Origin of the sequence: Burkholderia sp. LAS2, from assembly GCF_018417615.1 — a bacterium.
GTDB lineage: Bacteria > Pseudomonadota > Gammaproteobacteria > Burkholderiales > Burkholderiaceae > Burkholderia > Burkholderia sola.
Genome location: NZ_CP071053.1, coordinates 1731545 through 1751157, shown reverse-complemented (window position 1 = coordinate 1751157; position 19613 = coordinate 1731545). Strand labels below are relative to the sequence as shown.

At 71.5% G+C, this 19613-nt stretch carries 9 protein-coding genes; all 9 read right to left on the bottom strand.

Going from position 1 to position 19613, the window contains the following annotated elements:
* Nucleotides 1-15 precede the first annotated feature (15 nt).
* The gene (locus JYG37_RS28195) at nt 16-1527 is read right to left on the bottom strand and encodes a PepSY-associated TM helix domain-containing protein (RefSeq protein ID WP_050012369.1); all 1512 of its coding nucleotides are present in this window, start codon (nt 1525-1527) and stop codon (nt 16-18) included.
* A 1-nt stretch (nt 1528) separates the two neighbouring features.
* Nucleotides 1529-1792 carry a hypothetical protein gene (locus tag JYG37_RS28190; protein ID WP_050012368.1) on the bottom strand — a complete coding sequence of 88 codons (264 nt, stop codon included), beginning with the start codon at nt 1790-1792 and terminating at the stop codon, nt 1529-1531.
* Nucleotides 1792-3975, bottom strand: a complete 2184-nt coding sequence (locus tag JYG37_RS28185; RefSeq protein WP_239468991.1) for a TonB-dependent siderophore receptor — start codon at nt 3973-3975, stop codon at nt 1792-1794. The genes JYG37_RS28190 and JYG37_RS28185 overlap by 1 nt, the downstream gene beginning before the upstream one ends.
* A 146-nt stretch (nt 3976-4121) precedes the next feature.
* The gene (locus JYG37_RS28180) at nt 4122-5894 is read right to left on the bottom strand and encodes an ABC transporter ATP-binding protein (RefSeq protein WP_213346251.1); all 1773 of its coding nucleotides are present in this window, start codon (nt 5892-5894) and stop codon (nt 4122-4124) included.
* A complete protein-coding gene (locus JYG37_RS28175) occupies nt 5891-7615 on the bottom strand; it encodes an ABC transporter ATP-binding protein (RefSeq protein WP_213346250.1) in 1725 nt (574 codons plus the stop codon). The genes JYG37_RS28180 and JYG37_RS28175 overlap by 4 nt, the downstream gene beginning before the upstream one ends.
* Complete coding sequence (locus JYG37_RS28170; RefSeq protein ID WP_050012364.1) at nt 7612-8664, bottom strand: Gfo/Idh/MocA family oxidoreductase; 1053 nt, start codon at nt 8662-8664, stop codon at nt 7612-7614. Before JYG37_RS28170 ends, JYG37_RS28175 begins: the two co-directional genes overlap by 4 nt.
* The gene (locus JYG37_RS28165) at nt 8661-14138 is read right to left on the bottom strand and encodes a non-ribosomal peptide synthetase (RefSeq protein WP_213346249.1); all 5478 of its coding nucleotides are present in this window, start codon (nt 14136-14138) and stop codon (nt 8661-8663) included. The genes JYG37_RS28170 and JYG37_RS28165 overlap by 4 nt, the downstream gene beginning before the upstream one ends.
* Nucleotides 14135-18508 carry a non-ribosomal peptide synthetase gene (locus tag JYG37_RS28160; protein ID WP_213346248.1) on the bottom strand — a complete coding sequence of 1458 codons (4374 nt, stop codon included), beginning with the start codon at nt 18506-18508 and terminating at the stop codon, nt 14135-14137. Before JYG37_RS28160 ends, JYG37_RS28165 begins: the two co-directional genes overlap by 4 nt.
* A 123-nt stretch (nt 18509-18631) precedes the next feature.
* Nucleotides 18632-19573 carry a helix-turn-helix transcriptional regulator gene (locus JYG37_RS28155; RefSeq protein WP_204384418.1) on the bottom strand — a complete coding sequence of 314 codons (942 nt, stop codon included), beginning with the start codon at nt 19571-19573 and terminating at the stop codon, nt 18632-18634.
* Between the last annotated feature and the right edge of the window lie 40 nt (nt 19574-19613).

Sequence of the window (19613 nt, the reverse complement as noted above, 5' to 3'; positions counted from 1 at the left end):
TCCAGTTGAATGAGGTTAAAAAGGTTCGGCGCAGGCCGGCACGCGCGCGGCCAGCATCGCGTCGCGCCGCGGACGGCGCGCTGCCCGCAGCAGCAACGCGCCGAAGGCGACGAGCGCCGCGTCGATCGGCCAGTACACGGGTCTGCCCGCGCCCAGCAGCGCGATCGCGCAATGGGTCGCGCCGGCCAGCGCGTACGCGACGCCGGCCGCACGCATCAGCACGCGCAGCCATGCCGCGCGATCGGCGACACAGGCGGCGAGCGCAATCGCGCCGCCCCACACGACCCAGAACAGCAGCGCGAGCGCATGGTCGACGTGCACGCCATCGGGCAACGCACGACCGGCGAACAGCAGCACGCCGCCCGCGAGCACGAGCCCGCCGCACACGCCGACCGCGGCGGCGGCCAGCAGGTCCGCCGCACGATCGCGCTGCGCGCGCCGCCGCTCGATCCACAGATGCAGCCCCGTCGCGCACAACGCACAGGCGGCGAGCCCCATCAGGAAATGCAGCACGCGCAGCACGCCGCCGGCCGCGCCAACCCAGCCGTATTGCGCGAAATGCAGCGGCTGCACCGCGATGAACGCGCGCAGCCAGAAGCCGCGGCCGCGCGACGTCGCATCGGCGAGCCATTGCCCGTCCGCCGCGCGATACAGGTGGCGTTCGAACACGGCCGTGCTCGGCAGGCCCGCGGTCGTGCCGGCAATCTCGACGCGCGCGTTCACGTCGCCCCAGCGCTGCAACGCGACGGCTTCGGGCCGGAAATCCGGCCTGCGCGCCGCATCGCGCCGCAGCAGTGCATCGAGATCGGGCGCATGCCGCCACGGACCGCCGGCCTCGACGGGCAGCGACCCGCCGAGCAGTTCGGCGAACGCACGCTGCGGTTGCCCCGGATACGCGACGCCCGCGAGCGCCACCGTGCCGAGCGCACCGAGCCCCGACAACGCGCCGGTGAACGCGAACAGCACGAGCCACGGCGTACCCCACAGGCCGATCCACGCGTGCAGGTCGAACAGCGCGATGCGCAAGCCGTGGCCGCGCCGGATGCGCGCTGCGTCGGGCCAGCGCTTGCGATGCACGACGACGCCCGCGACGATGAGCACGAGCAGCACGATGCCCCACAGGCTGACGAAGATGCGCCCGGGGAAGCCGGCGAACAACGTCTTGTGCAGCGTGACGATCGACGTCGCCCGCGCGGCATCGGGCAGCGGCGCGCCGGTCGCCGGATCGAGCGCGAGCGTGCAGGTCTGGCGCGCATCGCAGAAACGGATGGCCGGATCGTCCGGCCTCGGCAGCACGATGCGCGCATCGCGCAACGCGACCCCGAGCGACGCCGCACGCGCGACGAGCGCATCGAGCGGCAACGTCGGTCGCGCGACGGCGAGCGCCGGCGGCCGCCACCAGCCCTGCATCGAATCGAACGCGAGACTCCACGCGCCGCTGAACAGCACGACGAACAGCACCACGCCGAACAGCGCGCCGGCGCCGCGATGCAGCGCGCGCCAGCGCGAACGCGACGATGCGTCCATGTCAGCGCCCTCCCCACAACATCGCGCACGGCACGAGCACCGCGAGCCACGCACCCGCGCGCCAGGCGGCCTGCCGACGGCCGGGCGCGACGAGCACCCACAGCAGCGCGGCGACACTCGCCGCGAGCGTCAGCAGCACGGCCGCATAGAGCCGGTTCAGGCCGTCGGCCGGGTAATGACGGGCCAGCGTGATCGCGAGCGCGACCGCCCCCGGCAGCACGCCGCCGATCGCGATCGCCGCTCGCGCACCCCAGCCGGACGCCATCAGAATTGGCCGCGCACGGTCAGCATCACGTTGCGCGGTTCCCCGTAACGGTTGTTCCAGCCCGGCTGGCCCAGGCTCAGGTAGTAATGGCGGTCGAACAGGTTGTTGACGTTGAGCGCGGCGCTCCAGTGCTTGTCGTAGCGGTAGCCGAGCCGCACGCTCGCGAGCGCGTAGCCGCCCTGAGTCATCGTGACGCCGTTCGCCTGCGCCGAGTAGCTGCTCTGCACCTGCACGCCGCCGCCGATGCTCCAGCGCCGCGCCTGCCACGGCAGGTCGTAGTTGGTCCACAGCCGGAACAGGTGGCGCGGGTTCAGCAGCGGCGCGAACGTGCCCGCGTTCGCGAGATTGTCCGCATAACGCATCGTGTCGTACGTGTAGCTCGCCCACACGCTCCACCACGGCGTGATGCGGCCGTTCGCCTCGAACTCGAAGCCCTGGCTGCGCACGCTGCCGCCGTTCACGTAGTAGCAGTTCGGCCCCGCGCACGGATGCGCGAGATCGACCTGCGGGTTGTTGTCGAGATCGATGCGAAACGCCGCGAGCGACACGTTCAGCTTGCCGCCCGCCAGTTCGCCCTTCACGCCGGTTTCATAGGTGCGCCCCTTCACCGGCGTCAGGATGCCGCCGCCCCACATCGACTTGGTCTGCGGCTGGAACACCTCCGCATAGCTCGCGTACCACGACCAGTCGCGCGCGAAATCCCAGATCAGCCCGCCGTACGGCGTGAACTGGTGGCCGGTGTTGTAGTGCGCGCCGAGGCTGTCCTGGTTCCACCAGCTCATCCGGCCGCCGAGCACGAGCGTCAGCGGCTCCGCAAGCTTGATGCGGCCGAGCCCGTATACGCCCTTCTGCGAAATGTCGTTCTGCTGCGACTGCTGGTACGGCCCGACGCCGGGCTCGGGCACGCTGCTCGGGTTCCAGCGGTACACGTTCACCGGCGTGCCGGCCACGTCGCCGAGCAGCGGCGCGGTCAGCTGTCCGCTGCTGCTGTTCGCGTAGGTGAGACCGAACAGCAGGTCGTGCGTGAGCCCGAACGCATGCACCGGACCCTGCACGTTCGCATCGACGCTGCGGCTGTAGCTGCTGAACTGATACGCGGCGCCGGTCAGTCGGCCGCCGGCGCCCGTCGCCGGATCGATCGCGCCGAACGAACCCGCGTACTTCAGGTCCGAGCGCACGCTCTGGTATTCGCCGCTGACCTTCGCCTTCCAGCCGGCGCCGAGCTTCTGCTCGACCGATGCGAACGCGCGCGTCGTATCCCAGTTGAAACGGCCCCACGCGGTGTCGAGGAACGTCGAGCGCGACAGGCCGAGGCTCGATCCGTCGCGCGCCATCGGCACGCCGGACATGTCGGGCACCGACGACGTCGTCTGGTACTGCGCGCCGAACGTGAGCAGCGTGTCGCGCGTCACGTCGACTTCCGTGACGCCGTAGATCGAACGCGTGTCCTGCTTCGCATGGTCGTAGAAGAAGTGGCGATCCTCGTACGCGGCGACGAGCCGGCTGCGCACCGTGCCGGCCGCATTGAGCGGGCCGCCGATGTCGGCTTCCGCGCGATAGCGGTCCCAGCTGCCCACGCTTGCGGTCGCATGCGCGGAGAACTGGTATTGCGGACGCTTGCGCACGAGGTTGACGGTCGCGGCCGGATTGCCCGAGCCGTGCAGCAGCCCGTTCGCACCGCGCAGGATTTCCACGCGTTCGTACACCGAGATGTCCTGCGGCGCGCTCGCCATGTCGCCGATCACGACCGGCACGCCGTCGAACTCGAACGAATCGACCTTGAAGCCGCGCACGAAGTACGCGGTGGTGAGCAGCACGTAAGGCTGCACGGTCACGCCGGCCGACTGCTGCATCACCTCGTCGAGCGAGAACAGGTTCTGCTGGTCGATCCGCTCGCGCGTCGTCACGCTGACCGACTGCGGAATTTCGCGCAGCGCGAGCGGCATCTTGCCGACCGTCGCCACCGACGGATCGTCGGCCACACCCCGCGACGCATTCACCGCAATCGCCTTCAACTCGCCTTCGGCAGGCTGCGCGGCGGCCGCCTCTTCCTTCCGGACTTCCGCGCCGCCCGCCCGCGCCGCATCGGCGAACGCCGCCGCCGGATGCGCGGCAATCAGCAGGCCGAGATACAGCGACGGACGCCAGCGCCCGAAACGGACGACGCGTGCGCCCCTCATCATCGATCTCTCTGGTTCTCGTACCGCGTACCGCATTCCCGCCCCCGTATTTGATAATCATTCTCATTATCAATTGGAATCGGCGGGCGAATTTTCGATCGACGGGCTTTTCCTATCGATTCCGGGCACGGCGGCCCGCATTGTTCACGTCAGTACTCGGATTCGGCCGGCCGGGTTTCCGCGTCCCGGCCGGCGGGCAACGCCCCGTCGGGCGGCCGCCCGGCGCGAGCGAACGTCGCGTACCACGCATCGGTCTCGATCAGATGGGCATGCGTGCCGGTCGCCCGCACACGGCCCGCATCGAGTACGACGATCGTGTCGGCGACCGCCGCGAGCGCCGGCTGGTGCGTGACGACGATGCGCGTGCGCTGCCCGCGCAGCGCGACGAGGGCATCGCGCACGCGCCGCGCGCTCAGCTCGTCGAGGCTCGCGGTCGGTTCGTCGAACATCAGCACCGGCGCCCGCGCCAGCAGCGCACGCGCCAGGCACGCCCGCTGGCGCTGCCCGCCCGACAGCAACTGGCCGCCCGGCCCCACGTCGGTGTCGAGGCCGTCCGGCAGGCGCTCGGCGTCGTGCAGCAGACCAACGGCATCCAGCGCGGCGCGCAATTCGGCATCGGTCGCGTCGGGTCGCCCCATCCGCACGTTCCACGCGAGGCTGCCGCGAAACAGCCCGTTGTCCTGGAACACGAGGTTGCGCGTCGCGGCAAGCGTCGCCTCGCTCAGGTGCCGCGCGTCGGCACGGCCGAGCAGCACGCGCCCCGCGCACGGATCGTCGAGTCGCGCGAGCAGGCCGAGCAGCGTGCTCTTGCCCGCCCCCGTGGGGCCGACGATCGCGACGAAGCCGCCCGCCGGGCAATGCAGGTCGATCCCGTCGAGCAGCGTCGCGCCGCTGGCCGATCGATAGCCGACGCGTACCGCGTCGACGCTCGCATCGTGCACCGGCGTGCCGCGCTCGGGGCTGTCGAAACGCGGCGCGTGCAGCACGGCGAGCACCGTGTCGAGCGCGCGCCAGCCGCCGCGCAACGCCTGGTCGAGCTGCGTGAGTTGCGCGAGCGGCTCGATGAAGCGCACGAGCAGCACGAGTACCGCCACGGCCGTCGCCGCGTCGAGCCGGCCAGCCGCGACCGTCCATGCGCCGCCGAGCAGCATCGCGACGAACACGCCCTGCACCGCGCCCGCGAACCCGAGCGCGATCGGCAGCGAGCGCCGCATCAGCGCCCGCGTGCGACGATGCTGTTCGTCGAACGCGCGCTGCAGCGCCGCGCGCGCATCGCCTTCGCGGCCCGCGAAGCGCAGCAACCCCTGATGCGCGGCGAAGGTCTGAAGCTGCACGGCCATGTCGCGATCGCCGGCGGCGCGCGCCTGTTCGAACGTGAGCGTGCGCGCACCGCCGCGCTCCAGCAGCGCGAACAGCAGCACGGCCGCCGCCGCGAGACACAACGCGATGCGCCAGTCGATCCATGCGAGCCCCGCGACCACCGCGAGCGGCGTGACGACCGCGCCGATCAACGGGCCGAGCAGGTGCGCGGGAATGCCCATCGCCCGCATCACCGGCCCGCGCAGCAACCCGGCCGGATGACTGTCGCGCAAGGCCTGCCACGATGCGATGCGCGGCAGGTGTTGCACGAGGCGTTCGACGAGACCGACGGCCAGCGCACCGCCCGCGCGATAACCGCGAAGTTGCGCGACGTAAAGCACGAGCGCATGGCCCAGCGTCAGCGCGCCTAGCACGGCCGTCCAGTGCAGCGCGGCAGCCTGCGCGCCGGCGAACCAGGCGCGGATCAGCGGCACGAGCAGCAGCCCGCACGCGCCGTCAAGCAACGCGGCGGCCACGGCCCAACTCACGCCGCGCCATAGCGCGCGGCGCGTGTCGCGCGGCAGGCACTGCAAACGTTTGAGTTTGAGCGATTGCGTCATCATGCGGCCTCCCCGCCTGCTGCGTCGCGTTCGCGCCAGAGCCGCGCATACAGCCCGTGCGCGGCCAGCAGCGCCGCATGCGTGCCGCGCTCGACGATGCGGCCGCGTGCCATCACGAGAATCTGGTCCGCATGCCGGATCGCGTCGAGATCGTGACTGACGATCACGCGCGTTCGCGTGTCGGCGCGCAATGCGTTGCGCAATGCGCGCCCGGTTTGCGGATCGAGCGCCGACGCCGGTTCGTCGAGCAGCAGCACCGGCGCGCGCGACAGCAGCGCACGTGCAATCGACAGCCGCTGCAGTTCGCCGCCGGACAGCCGCACGTCGCGACCGCACACGCAGTCGTAGCCGCCCGGCAATGCGTCGATGCGTGCGTCGAGACAGGCCGCGCGCGCGGCGGCGCAAATCGCGTCGCGATCGGCATCGGGGCGGTACAGCGCGATGTTCGCGGCAATCGACACATCGTCGAGCGCGGTCGCCTGCTGGAACACCATCGCGATCTGTTCGCGGCGCGTTGCCGACGCGAGCAGCCGCAGATCGGCGCCGCCGAGCCGCACCGTGCCGCGATCCGGATCCATGAAGCGCGCGAGCAGCATCAGCAGCGTGCTCTTGCCCGCGCCCGACGGCCCGACGATCGCGGTGGTCGTGCCGGCCGCGATCGTCGCGTCGATGTCGCGCAGGATCGGCTCGCCGTCGATGTCGACCTGCACGCCGCGCAGTTCGATCGATGCATCGCGCGGCGCCTGTGCCGCGCCGTCGACGGGTTCCTGCAAGCCCGGCTGCGCGAGCAACGCATCGAGCCGCGCGGCGGCGGCGCGTGCCTCGCGCAACGCATCGGCGCCGTGACCGAGCGCGCGCACCGGCGCCGCGACCGCCCAGATCAGCAGCGCGAACGCGCACAGCGTGCCGACCGGCAACTGCCCGGCCGTCAGCCACGTCGCGCCGGACACGACCCACGCAAGCAGGAACGGCGTGCCGAGCAGCACCTGCGTGCAGGCGCCGAGGCCGCCGATGCGGCCGACCCACGCCGAGAACGCGTGCGAGAAATTCCCGGCCGACGCCAGCGCGGCCGCCTCGATGCCGGCGCCCGGATATTGCCGCACGAGCGCCGGATTCTGCGCGAGCTGCGCGTAGTCGCCCATCAGCCGTTCGAGCGCCGCGTTGCGCGCCGCGAAGGCCGGCGCGAATCGGGCCGACCGCATCCAGCGGAACAGCGCCGCACCGGCGACGAGCGGCACGAGCGCGAACGCGAGCAGCGCCGGATTCAGGTAAAGCAGGCACGCGAGCGCCGCGCACGGCACCACGACGAGCTGCGTGAGATCGACCGGTGCATGCGCGACGAGCTGGTGCAGCGCGCGCACGTCCTGGTCGACATGGCGCGCGACGCGGTCGCTGCCCGCGCGCGCGAACCAGCCGAGCGGCAAACGCTGCAGATGATCGGCGAGGCGCTTGCGCAAGCGGTCGCCGAGATCGGCGTCGACGCGGTGCGTCAGGTGCAGCGCGACCGTCTGGCCGCCCAGCCAGCACGCGCCGGCCGCCGCGGCCGCGACGAGCCAGCCGCGCGCCGCCGCGTCGAGCTGCGCCATCGCGCGCCATGCGTCGGCGAGATGCGCGAGCGCAAGCCAGGGCACGAGCGACGCGACGCCGGCCAACGCCTGCAACGCCACCGCCGTGACGAGCGGCACCGCGAACGGCCGCAACATTGCAAACAACGCCCCCTTCATGCGGCAAGCTCCAGCAGCATGCCGAGCGTCGCGGCGCGCGCATCGCCCGGCGGCTGCTCCGGAAAACCGAGCTGCGCGGTCAACTGCTGCCAGACGCGCGCCACGTCGATGCTGCGCTGGTTGCACGCGTGCAGCCCGTCGCCGGCCACGAGCCGGTCGACCGCGCGCACGGCCGCCTGCGGCCAGCAGCGCGCATGAATGTCGCCCCACGTGTCCTGTGCGTCGTCGCAGATCTGGATGCTCGGCATGGCATCGCCGGCCGGCTCGCCGAAAATCGGGAACAGGCCGTTTTCATCCATCGCCGGCTCGCGCAGCGCGGGCGCCCACCACAGCGGGCCGTGCGGCGACGCGAGCGTCCACGTGCCGGCGTCGGTCGTCAGCGTGATGCCGAACAGCAGGCTCATCCGGCCGTCGTCGGCCGCCGCCATCTCGTTGTGCACGCGCAGCGACACCGGCGTTTCGGCGAGCACCATCGCGCATTCGCGCATCGACGACAGCGCCGGCCCGATCGGTTCGACCGACCACGGCCCGACGCCCTGCAACGCGGCCGCGAGCACGTCGAGCGCCGCGTAGCTCGCCTGCACCGAACACACGACATCCGCATGCACCGGCGCGCTCGTCTCGCGCAGCCGTCGCGCGACCGCGATGAAGCGCGCGACGACCGGCAGGTTCGGATAGAAGCTGTTGAGCAGGCAACGGCGCCCCTCGCGCGACGCGGTGCGCAACACGCTGTCCCATTCGTCGGGCAGCAGCGGATGCTCGATCACGACGTCGATCCCGCGTTCGAGCAGCCGGCACGCGAGCGCTGCGCCCTGCTCGCCACGCGCCGCGCCGCCGACGGCGACGCAGGCGACGCGTACGTCGTCCGGCAACGCGTCGACGCAATCGAACACCGGCGCGCCGACGCGCGCGGCCAACGCCGCCGTGCGCGCGCTGCCCTGCCCGAGGATGCCGGCGACGCGATACGAACCGGACGCCGCGAGGCCCGCCGCATAGAACTGACCGAAACGGGAGCCGGCCACGACGACCGGCAGCGGATGGACCTTCATCGTGCCTCCTTCAGGCGGGTATCGACGAACGCGGCGTTCAGGCAGTCGAAATGACCGCCGGGGATATCGACGGCGGTGATGCCGCCGAGCGCCTGCGCCGTCCAGTAGTCGGTGAGCGCCGCGCGCTGCTGCGGAATCAGCGGGTTGCAGCGCTCCGGCACGAACAGCCGCAACGCGCCCGCATACGGCGCATCGCCGGCCCAATGGCACGCCTGCACCGAATGCATGAAGAGCCGGTAGAGCCGCTCGCGCTCGTCGAGCAGCGGATGTGCGAGCGCGTCCTGCATCGACAGGCCGGCCGCCGCGCGCAACACACGGTCGCGCAGCACGTCGAGCGGCTCGCAGCGATCGCCGAAGATTTCGAGCTGCGCCTGCAAGCTGCCGGGCGCGAGCCGCGCGGGGGCCGCCTTCAACGCGTCGGCGAGCGCGTCGGCCAGCACGTACGTCTCCGGAAAACCGAGCGCGTCGAGCGGCAGTCCGAGCGTCGCCGCGAAGTTGAACAGCACGAGCCGTTCGTCCTCGATCAGGTAAGGAATCCGGTAGCTCGACACGATGTCGAGCGTGCGCACCGCGACGCCGAGCTGCACCAGCGACTTCGCCATTTCCAGCGCGACCAGCCCGCCCGAGCAATAGCCGAGCACGTCGACCTCGCGCGCGCCGCTGCGCCACAGCGCCTCCGCATAACGCCGGCCGAGCGTCGCGTTCAGGTGCTGCGCCGGCAGGTCGAGATAGTCCTGCGCGTCGCGCACCGCGAAGCCGAGCACCGGGCCGAGCCGCGCGAGCGCGGGAAGCACCGGACGATACGCATGCACGGTGCCGAGCCCTTCGTGCACGATCACGCGCGGCACGCCGTCGCCCGGCGCGAGCGGAATCGGCCGCACGCCGGCGCGCACGCGCGGCGCCGGCGCGTGGACGACCGTCGATGCACGCGGTGTGCGCAACGCGGCCCGCGCGGCCGTCGGCGGCGCGCTCGCCGGCTGTTCGCCTGCGTCGCGCAGGCATTGCGCGAACGCGGCCGGCGTCGGCTGCGCGAGCACCCAGCGCAGCAGCCGGTCGAACGGATGCGCATGTGCGAGCGGTTCCTCGCCGCGCAGCCGCGACACGAGCTGCGCGATCAACAGCGAATCGCCGCCCGCGGCGAAGAAGTCCTGATCCGGCGAGACGTCGCGCGTATCGAGCACGGTTTCCCACAAGCCGATCAGTCGCGCCAGCAGCGGATCGGCGGCCGGCGTCGCCACCGGTCGGACCACCGGCGGCGCCGGCTCGCGGATATCGGCGATGCCGGCCAGCATACGGCGGTCGATCTTGCCGTTCGCGGTTACCGGCAAACGTTCGAGCACGCGCAGTTGCGACGGCACCATGTAGCCCGGCACGCGCTCGGCGACGAACGCCAGCAGCGCATCCGGCGCGATGCGCGCCGCGCCGCGCTTCACGTGGGCCAGCAGGATGTCGTAGCCGAGCGCGGCGAGCGGCGTGTCGGGCGCGACGCACCCGAGCGCGCGATCGCCCGCTTCCGCCTGCAGCCAGTCGAGCCACTGCGCGTGCGGCACGAACAACCGTGCCGATGCGGCCCGCGCGTCGTCCGGCGTCTCCATCATCAGCGCCTGGCTGATGCTGATTTCCGGATGCTCGGCCGTCAGCTCCTGGATCACCCACCACGCATCGGCGGCCGATAGCGCGCGCAATCCGGCGATCAGCGCGACCGTATCGCGCGCATTGTTCAGCGCGCCGGAGCTGATCGTCAGGTCGACCGAATGCGGCGCAATGCCCTGCGCGTCGCAGCGCGCGTTCATGTCGAAGCGCACGAAGCGCATCCACGGATACGCGGCGAAACGCTCGCGCGCGGCCGCGAGGAAGTAGCTCGACACGTCGCTGAACAGGTAATCGATGCGCGTCCCGGCTTCGACCAGCGGCGCGAGCGCGTCGACGATCGCCCGCGTCGCGGCGGCCGTGCCCGCACCGATCTCGAGGATGCGCCACGCGCGCTGCGGCTCGCGCTCGATCACCGCGCGCACGGCCTGCGCCATCCCGCGATGCAGCGCGCGGGCATGTTCGCCGTCGCTGTACATCGCTTCGGCGATATGCGGAGCACCTTCCGGGAACATCAGGCCGGCCGGCGATACGCTGCCGTCGATCTGCGCGTCGAGACATCCGGCGCTATCGCGGAAGTAGTCGACGAGCACGGCCGGCCACAGCTCGGGCGACGCGTGTTGCGCGAATGCGTCCCAGCAGGCAAGCGCGTCGACGATGTGCGCGTCAGGCCGCATGCGCCAACCGTCTTCGGCGTCCGCATCCAGCACGCGATGCGCGACCAGCATCGCGAGCCAGTGGCGCAGCAGATACCGTCGCGCCGCCGGCACGCGCAGCCGCTCGCACAGCGTCGCGAAACCGGTCGAGCCGTCCGTCGTCAAGCCGCCGGCCGGCACGATCCACGCGGCGAGCGACGCCACGCATGCCGTTTCGAGCTGCGCGACCGAACGCGACACGTCCGCCTGCGTGGGCCAATGCGCGGCGTCGAATGCCGCACGCACCTGCGTCGCTACGTCATGCAGCGCATCGTCCTGCGCCGACGGCGGCGCTTCCGCGCCCTGCAGCGACACGAAGCTCGCGAGCCGGCGCTCCGCGCCGTCGCCCAGCACGATCGTCGCGGCCGCGCCGACGAGCGGATGCGCGGTCAGCGCCGCGTCGATCTCGGCCAGTTCGATCCGGTAGCCGCGGATCTTCACCTGATCGTCCTGCCGCCCGAGGAATTCGAGCGAGCCGTCGGCGCGCACGCGCCCGAGATCGCCGGTGCGATAAAGCCTGCGCCCGTCCGGATGACGGATGAAGCGTTCGGCCGTCCGCACGGGATCGTTCGCATAGCCCGTTGCGAGCCCGACGCCGCCGATATGGATCTCGCCGCGCACGCCGGGCGGGCACGGCCGACCGAGTGCGTCGAGCACCTCCATCGTCTGCCCTGTCAGCGCGCGGCCGTACGGAATGCTCGCGAGCTGCGTGTCTTCGGGGCGGATCGGATGCTCGATCGACCAGATCGACGCTTCGGTCGCGCCGCCCAGGCTGAACAGCGCGCTGTCGGGCCAGCGGCGCCACCAGCGGGCCGGCAGCGTCACCGGAATCCAGTCGCCCGACCACAGCACGCGGCGCGGGCCCGGCACGTCGAGCGCCGGTTCGCCTTCGAGGTAGTCGATCAGCATTTGCCCCTGCGCGGGCACCGAGTTCCATAGCGTCACGCGGTGGCGCGCCATCAGTTCGGCCCAGTGCGACGGATCGTTGCCGCGCGCCGGATCGGGCAGCACGATGCATGCGCCGCGCGCGGTTGCACCGAAGCAGTCGTAGACGGACAGGTCGAAGCTCAGTTCGGCCAGGCCCAGCACCACGTCGCCCGCGCCGACCGCATGCCGCGCGCTGATGTCGGCGAGCGTGTTGCACACCGCCGCGTGGCTCAGCATCACGCCCTTCGGCTCGCCGGTGGAACCCGACGTGTAGATCACGTAGGCCAACGCATCGCGGGCGACGTCGCACGCGGCGCGCGGCGGCCATTGCGGATCGATCGGCAACGCATCGATATCGATGCGCACGCAACCATCGTGTTCGAATGCGAGCGCCTGCACGCTGACGACCGCACGTACCCGCGCATTGCGCAGAATGGCCTGCTGCCGCAGCGCCGGCTGGCGGCTGTCGACCGGCACGTACGCGGCGCCCGTCTGAACGATCGCGAGCACGGCCGCGAGCTGGTGCGCGCACTTCGGCATCAGCACCGCGACGGTGTCGCCCACGCCGACGCCTGCGTGCTCCAGCGCCGTACGCAGCGCCGCCGCGTGTTGCGCGACGTCGCGATACGTGCGCGCCCCCTGTGCGTCGATCACGACCGGCGCATCGGGCGTGCGCAACGCCTGCGCGGCGAAACCGGCCGCGATATGCGTATCCGCATCCGGATGCACGTCGGCGACCGGCGCAGCGGACGGCAGCACGATGTCGCCCGCACGCGACCACCATGCGGCATCGTCGGCCAGCCGGCCCAGCAGCGCGACATACGCATCGAACATCGCGGCCGGCATGCCGTCCGGAAACAGGTCGTCGCGTACGTCCCAGCCGATTTCCAGCCCGCCGAACTGGTCGGTCACCTGGCAGTCGAGCCATACCTGCGGCGTCTGGCTGATCATGTAGCGCGGCGGTTCGGCGCGAGTCGCCTGCTCGCCGAGCAGGCGCCCGACGCTGCCGATCCCGCTCGTGAACACCACCGGCATCAGCGCCGCCTCCTTGCCGCGCCGCCGCGCGAGTTCGCGCATCACGTCGACGCCGGTGAACGCGCGATGGTCGAGATCGTCGAACATCCGCGCGCCGATCGTGCGGGCGCGCTCGACGAAATCGCGCCCGTGCGTCGCATCGACGGCGAGCAGACTCAGTGCGGTGAAATCGCCGAGCACCGCATCGATGCGCGGATGCACGGGCGGACGGTTCAGCACCGTCAGGTTCAGGCAGAACGCCGGCGCCTGGCTCCAGCGGCCGATGACTTCGGCGAACGCGGCCAGCGCGACGCTCGCCGCGCTCAGCCCGAAACGGCTCGCATGGCCGCTCAGCGCGGCCCATTGCGTGCGATCGAGCTGCGCATGCCGATGCGTGAAGCGCGGCGGCGCGCCGGTGTGCAGCACGGGCACGACCGGCAAATCGGGCCGCGCGGGCAGCGCGTCGATGCGAGCGAGCCACCACGCCTTGTCGCGCGCATGGTCGGCCCGCGTGCCGGCCTGTGCTTCATGCATCACATAGTCGCGAAACGTCGCGTCGAGCGGCGCGGGCCGCCATTGCGGATCGTCGTAACGACGCCGCCATTCGGCGAGCAGCAATTGCAGGCTCGCGTAGTCGATCAGCGTGAAATCCACGGACAGGTGCAGCACCGCGACGTCCGGCCCGACGCTCACTTCCGGCTGCAGCACCGGCCAGCGGTCGAGTGCATGCACCGCATGATCGAGGCGCTCGCGCACGCGGTTCAGGTGTGCGTCGAATGCGTTCGCGTCGGCGTCGCGCAGGTCGTGCACGGTGAGCGGCTGCCACGGCACGTCGGGCAGCACGCGCTGCCATGCGTTGTCCTCGACGATCGCGCGCAGCATCGGATGGCGCGCGACGCATGCATTCCAAGCGGCTTCGAAGCGCACGCAGTCGAGATCCTTCGGTTCGTCGTATTCGACGTATAGATGGCATGCGCTGCCGCCGAACTCGAACGATGCGTGGCGGCCCAGCACATACGCGGCCTGCACCGGCGTCAGGGCGAACCGTTCGTACTGGCGCGCCGGATCGCTGCGCCATGCGCCGTCCTGAAGGAAGCGGACGAACGCGTCGCGTTCGGCCTTGATGCGCGCGGCGAGATCCGCATCGAGCGCGCCGGCCGGTGCGCGATAGCGCAACTGGCCGCCGTCGTCGCACCATAGTTCGATCTGCCGTTCGCGGCAGAGATCGAGCACGTCGTCGAAGCTCACAGCACGCCCTCCTCGATCGTCGCGACCGATGCGTCGCTGTCGGCGGGCACCGCCGACGTCAGTTCGTCGAGCTGCGCCGCGAGACCGGCCAGCGTCGGCTGCCGGTAGAACGCGGCCATCCCGATCCGCACGCCGAGCCGCTCGCGCAGTTGCGCAAGCAGGCGCGTCGCGAGCAGGCTGTCGCCGCCGAGCGCGAAGAACGTCGCGTCGCGCGCGTTCGCCGCGCGGCCGAGCGCCTGTTCCCAGCAGGCCAGCAATATCGCGTGCCGTTCGTCGGTCGGCACGAACGCGTCGTGCGCGGCCGGTGCGTCGCCGAGTGCGCGCGCGAGCGCATCCCCGACTGCGCGGCGGTCGATCTTGCCGTTCGCGTTGAGCGGCCAGCGAGGCACGCACCACAGCGCATCGGGGCGCATCGCGTCGGGCAACCGGTCGCGCAGCCAGTCGGCCAGGGCCGCCGGTGCGATCGGCTCGCCGACCCGGCGCGCCGCGATGCAGACGAACGCCGCCGAGCGCCAGCTCCGCGCATCGAGCGCGAAACCGCAGGCGTGGGCGGCTGCCGCGAGCGCATCGCCGGCGAACGGCCGCGGCGGCGACGCATCGCCCGCGACGCTCGCGACGAGTTCGCGCAGCGGCGAATCGCGCAGCACGTCGGCGAGCAGCAGGCGGCCGTCGGGCGCAAGCAGCGCAGCCGCGATCCGGAACGTGTCGCGCGGATCGTCGCGCAGATGCGCGGCCGCGAAACTGATCACGCAATCGAATGCGCCGAGATGGCGTGCGGGCAGCAAGCCGTCCTGCATCGGCTGAAGCGCCGGCATCGTTCGGGCGAAGCGGGCCCGGGCGGTGTGCAGCAGGCCCGGCGACACGTCGAACAGCGTCACGTCGAAGCGTGGATCGTCAAGCACGCCGAGCCCGGCATCGAGCGGCTGCCCAGCGCGGACGTCGAGCACCGCGACGCGCAATGCGCGTTCGTTTGCCGCGGCCTGTGCGTCCAGCGCGCCCGCAAATTCGTGCAGTGCGCGCGCGCCGTCGGGCAAACGCGTCGCGAACGCGAGCGGCGCCACGCACGGGTCCAGCGGCACGCGCTGCGCGGCGGTGTCGGGCTCGGCGGCGAGCGCGCGCAGCGCTGCCGTCAGGTCGTCGAGATCGGGGGCCTGCCAGTCGAGTCGATCGAGCGCATCGTCGATGGCAATCGATGCGTCGCCCTTCGCGCGCCAGTGCGCACGCAGCGACGGCGGCAAGCCCGCGTCGCCGTCGCGCAACCGGCCGGCAACGGCATGCGCGACGGCCGCTTCCGCCGGCATCGTGTCGGCCGTGCCGGCTTCCGCGAGCGACGACGGCGCGGGGTCCGATGCTGCGCAATCGGCCGGCACGAACGCCGCGACGATGCGCGCGGCCTCGCCGTGGACGACGCTCGCGCACGCGCCGTCGATCCGCGGATGCGCGGCCAGCGCCGCCTCGATCTCGCCGAGTTCGATCCGGTGCCCGCGCACCTTCACTTGCCGATCCTCGCGCCCGAGGAATTCGAGCGTCCCGTCCGGCCAGTAGCGGCCGCGGTCACCGGTGCGATACCAGCGGCCCGACGCGTGCTGCACGAAACGCTGCGCGGTCAGCTCGGGATCGTTCCGGTAGCCGCGCGCAAGACTGTCGCCGCCGATCAGCAATTCGCCCGGCACGTAATCGGGCGCATCGCGCCCGTCGGCATCGACGACGCGATACGCCTGCCCCGGCAACGGCCGCCCATACGGAATCGAACGCCAGTGCGGCGGCACGTCGCGCACCGTCTGCACGTTCGACCAGATGCCGGCCTCGGTCGCGCCGCCGAGCGCGTGGAACGCACACGCGTCGCCGCAGCGCTCGCGCAGGCGCGCCGGCAGGTCGAGCGCGATCCAGTCGCCGGACAGCAGCGCCGCGCGCACGCTGCGGCACGCGTCGCGCGGCGCCGGCACGGCGAGCGCCATTTCCAGCAGCGCGGGCGCCGAGTTCCACAGCGTCACGCGGTGCTGCGCGATCAGGTCGATCCAGCGCGCCGCATCGCGCGCTTCGTCCTGCGTCGGCAGCACGAGTTCCGCGCCGGCGCCCAGCGCGCCGAACAGGTCGTACACCGACAGATCGAAATCGAGCGCCGACACCGCGAGCAGCCGATCGTCCGCGCGCACGCCGAGCAGCGCATCGATCGCGTCGATCGTGTTGAGCGCCGCCGCGTGCGTCATCTCGACACCCTTCGGCACGCCCGTCGACCCGGACGTGTAGATCACGTAGGCCGTCGCCTGCGGCGCGACTGCAAGCGGCGCGGCCAGCGGCGCATGTCGCAGCAGCGCGGCGACGCCGACGTGCGGCAGCGGCCCGTCCGCGCACGCGGTGTCGCCGATCACGGCCTTCACGCCCGCCGCACGCTCGATCAACGCCTTGCGCGCGACCGGCTGCGCGATGTCGAGCGGCACGTAGCACGCGCCGGCCGCCAGCACGCCGAACACGGCCGCGACCTGCGCGGGCCCGCGCGGCAGGCTGATCTCGACCGCATCGCCGTGGCCGATCCCGGCCACCCGCAACCCGCCCGCGATCGCGAGCGCCTGCGCGGCCAGTTCGCCGCGCGTCATCGTGCGGTCGCCGCATCGCACTGCGACGGCAGCCGGCTCGCGTGCGGCCAGCGCGAAGAAATCGTGATGCAGCGTGCGCACGCGGCCAGGGGCCGGCAACGCGTTGAGCGCATCGCGCACGCGCCGCTGCGCGGACGGCAGCCCGACCGCGATCGGCAGCCGCCAGTCGCGATCGCACAGCGCCTGCACGAACGCCACATACGCGCCGAACATCGCGTCGATCATCCCGTCCGGGAACAGGCCGTCGACGCTGTCCCACGCGAGCAGCGCGCCGCCCGGCACGCGATAGAGCTGATGGTCGAGCCACACCTGCGGCGTCTGCGAAATCATGTCGTGCAGATCGCCGAACACCCGCGCGAACGCATCGGGCACGAACGATTCGTCGCCGAGATTGCACGAAAACACGATCGGCGCCGCGCGCGGCGTGCCGTGCCGACGCGCATCGCGCAGCACGTCGAGCGCCGGATACGCGGCGTGCGCGATCGCACCGTGCAGCCGCTGCTGGAACGCGCGCACCGCGTCGGCCGTGCTCGCATCGGCGTGCACGTCGCATTCGACGAGCAACAGCGTCGTGAAATCGGCGATCACGCGGCCCAGATCGGGCGCATCGCCGTGCCGGTCGAACAGCGGCACGTTGAGCAGGAATGCGTGCCGGCCGCTCCAGCGCGCGAGCACGGCCGCGAACGCCGCGCCGAACACCGACGACAGCGTGACGCCATGCTGCGCGGCGCGCGCCTGCAGACGCGCGAGCTCGTCCGTGCTCAGCGTATGCGCCACGCGGCTGAAACGCGGCGCGCGAATCGTGTCCGGCGCACGGGCGAGCGGCAGCGCCGGCCCTTCCGGCAGCGTCGCGAGCCGCGCGTGCCATGCGTCGCGCGCCGCGGCCCGCGCAGCGCGCGGTTGGGCCGCGCGACGCGCGAGCCAGGCCGGGAACCATGTCGACGGCGCATCCGGCAGCGCCGACGGCTCGGCATACGCGACGCCGATCTCGTGCATCAGCAGCCGCACGCTGTCGACATCGGCCGCGAGCAGGTCGACGCTGAGCCACACGCGATCCTCGCCGCCGGGCATCTGCACGAGCCCGATCATGAACACTTGCGCGTGCTCGACGTCCAGACATTCGTGCGAGCGGAACGCGCGCAGCGACGCCCATTCGGTTTCCGCATCGGCCGCCGTCCGGTCGCGCCAGTCGGCGTGCGCGAACACCGGTGCGTCCGACTCGGCGAGGATCTGCTGGCGGCCGCCGTCGAAACGCGCGCGCAGCATCGGATGACGCTCGCGCACGCGCCGGCACGCGATGTCGAGACGAACGGGATCGATCGCGCGGCTGCGGAATTCGAGGAACGCGTGGCAGCTCACGTTGCCGAGCACCTCGCCGTCGCCGCGGCCGAGCCAGTACGCCTGCTGCACCGCGGACAACTCGAACGGCGCATGCACGTCGACTGCTTCGGAAGCAGCGGCGGCTTCCGCCCGCGCGATACGCGGCGCGTTCGTAAGCAACGCAGTCCACGCACCGAGCGTCGGCGTGCGTGCGAGCGCGTCGAACGTCAGCGCGTGGCCGAGCCGGTTCACGCGCGTTTGCAGATACATCAGCCGGATCGAATCGAGGCCGCAACTCAGCAGGTCCTCGTCGTCGTCGAGCGACGCGATCTCGTCGACGGATTCGTCGAGCAGCTCGGCGATCAGTGCGACGAGCCGTGCGCGAAAGTCAGGGGGAGCACAACAGGAAGGATCGGAATGGTCGGTAATGGAATCGACAACGGTCTGGCTCATGGGCACGCCTTGTATGGGTCGTTCGACGGCGGGTCCGCGCGGCGGCGGCCACCCGTGAATGAGAATCTATCTCATTAACACCCATGAGCCCGGTCGATTCCTTTAGGCTGCCGGTCAGTTGTTTTAGATCGCCGCGCCCACCCGTTCGTGGTCGTCGATCGCGTTCGACGACACGCGGATATCGCTCGGCGAAATGCCGTAGCGCTTGCGGAACGCGATCGAAAAATGCGCGGGGCTGTAGCCGACGCGGTACGCGACGGTCGACACGTTCGCATCCTCCGCGCACAGCATCGCGTGCGCGGTCCGCAGCCGGTATTCCTGCAGATACGCGTACACGCTCGTGCCGAATACCTTGCGGAAGCCGGCCGTCAGCTTGCGCGAATTCATCCCGACGCGGCTCGCGAGCGCGTCGAGCGTCGGCGGATGCTGAAGCTCGCGCGTCAGGATGTCGCTCGCCGCGTACACGCGCTCGACATCCGACGACGTGACGCGCACGTCGGCCGGCGCCGATTGCCGCTGCGTGGCCAGCAACTGCGCGCTCAGCGCGGTCAGCTCGAACGCCTTCGCCTTCAGGTAGTACTCGCGCACCGCGCCATCGAACGGGCAGGTGGCGATCTGCACGGCGAGCGCCTGCAGCGCCTTCGACGCCGGGCAACTGACGATGCGCGGATCGCCGCCCGTCGGCGCGAGCATCTTCTCCGGCAGCAGGCTCAGGTTGCGATCGAGCGCGTCGAGGCCGAGCTGCACGATCGTGTAGCGCAGCGGCACGTCGCGATCGTAGATCTGGTGCGTCGTGAATTCGCCGTCGTTGGCGATCACGCACAGGCCCGGCCCCTTGATGCATTGCTCGGGCTGGCCCGGCACGCGGCAGCGTAACTGCCCGCTCTGCACGAGGACGAGCTTCAGCCCTTTTTCGAGCGGCTCCTCGTACCAGTCGCGGCTGTCCGAGCACAGCGTGCCGCTCATGAGTTTCATGCCCGCGTCGATGTGCACCACGCCCGGATGATTGCCGGGCACGAGCACCGGCGGGTGACGTCGTGACGAAGCGAAGGAAGTCGATCTCATCGGAGGTCCGTTGGTGAGGCGGCACGCGCGGGCCGGCGCA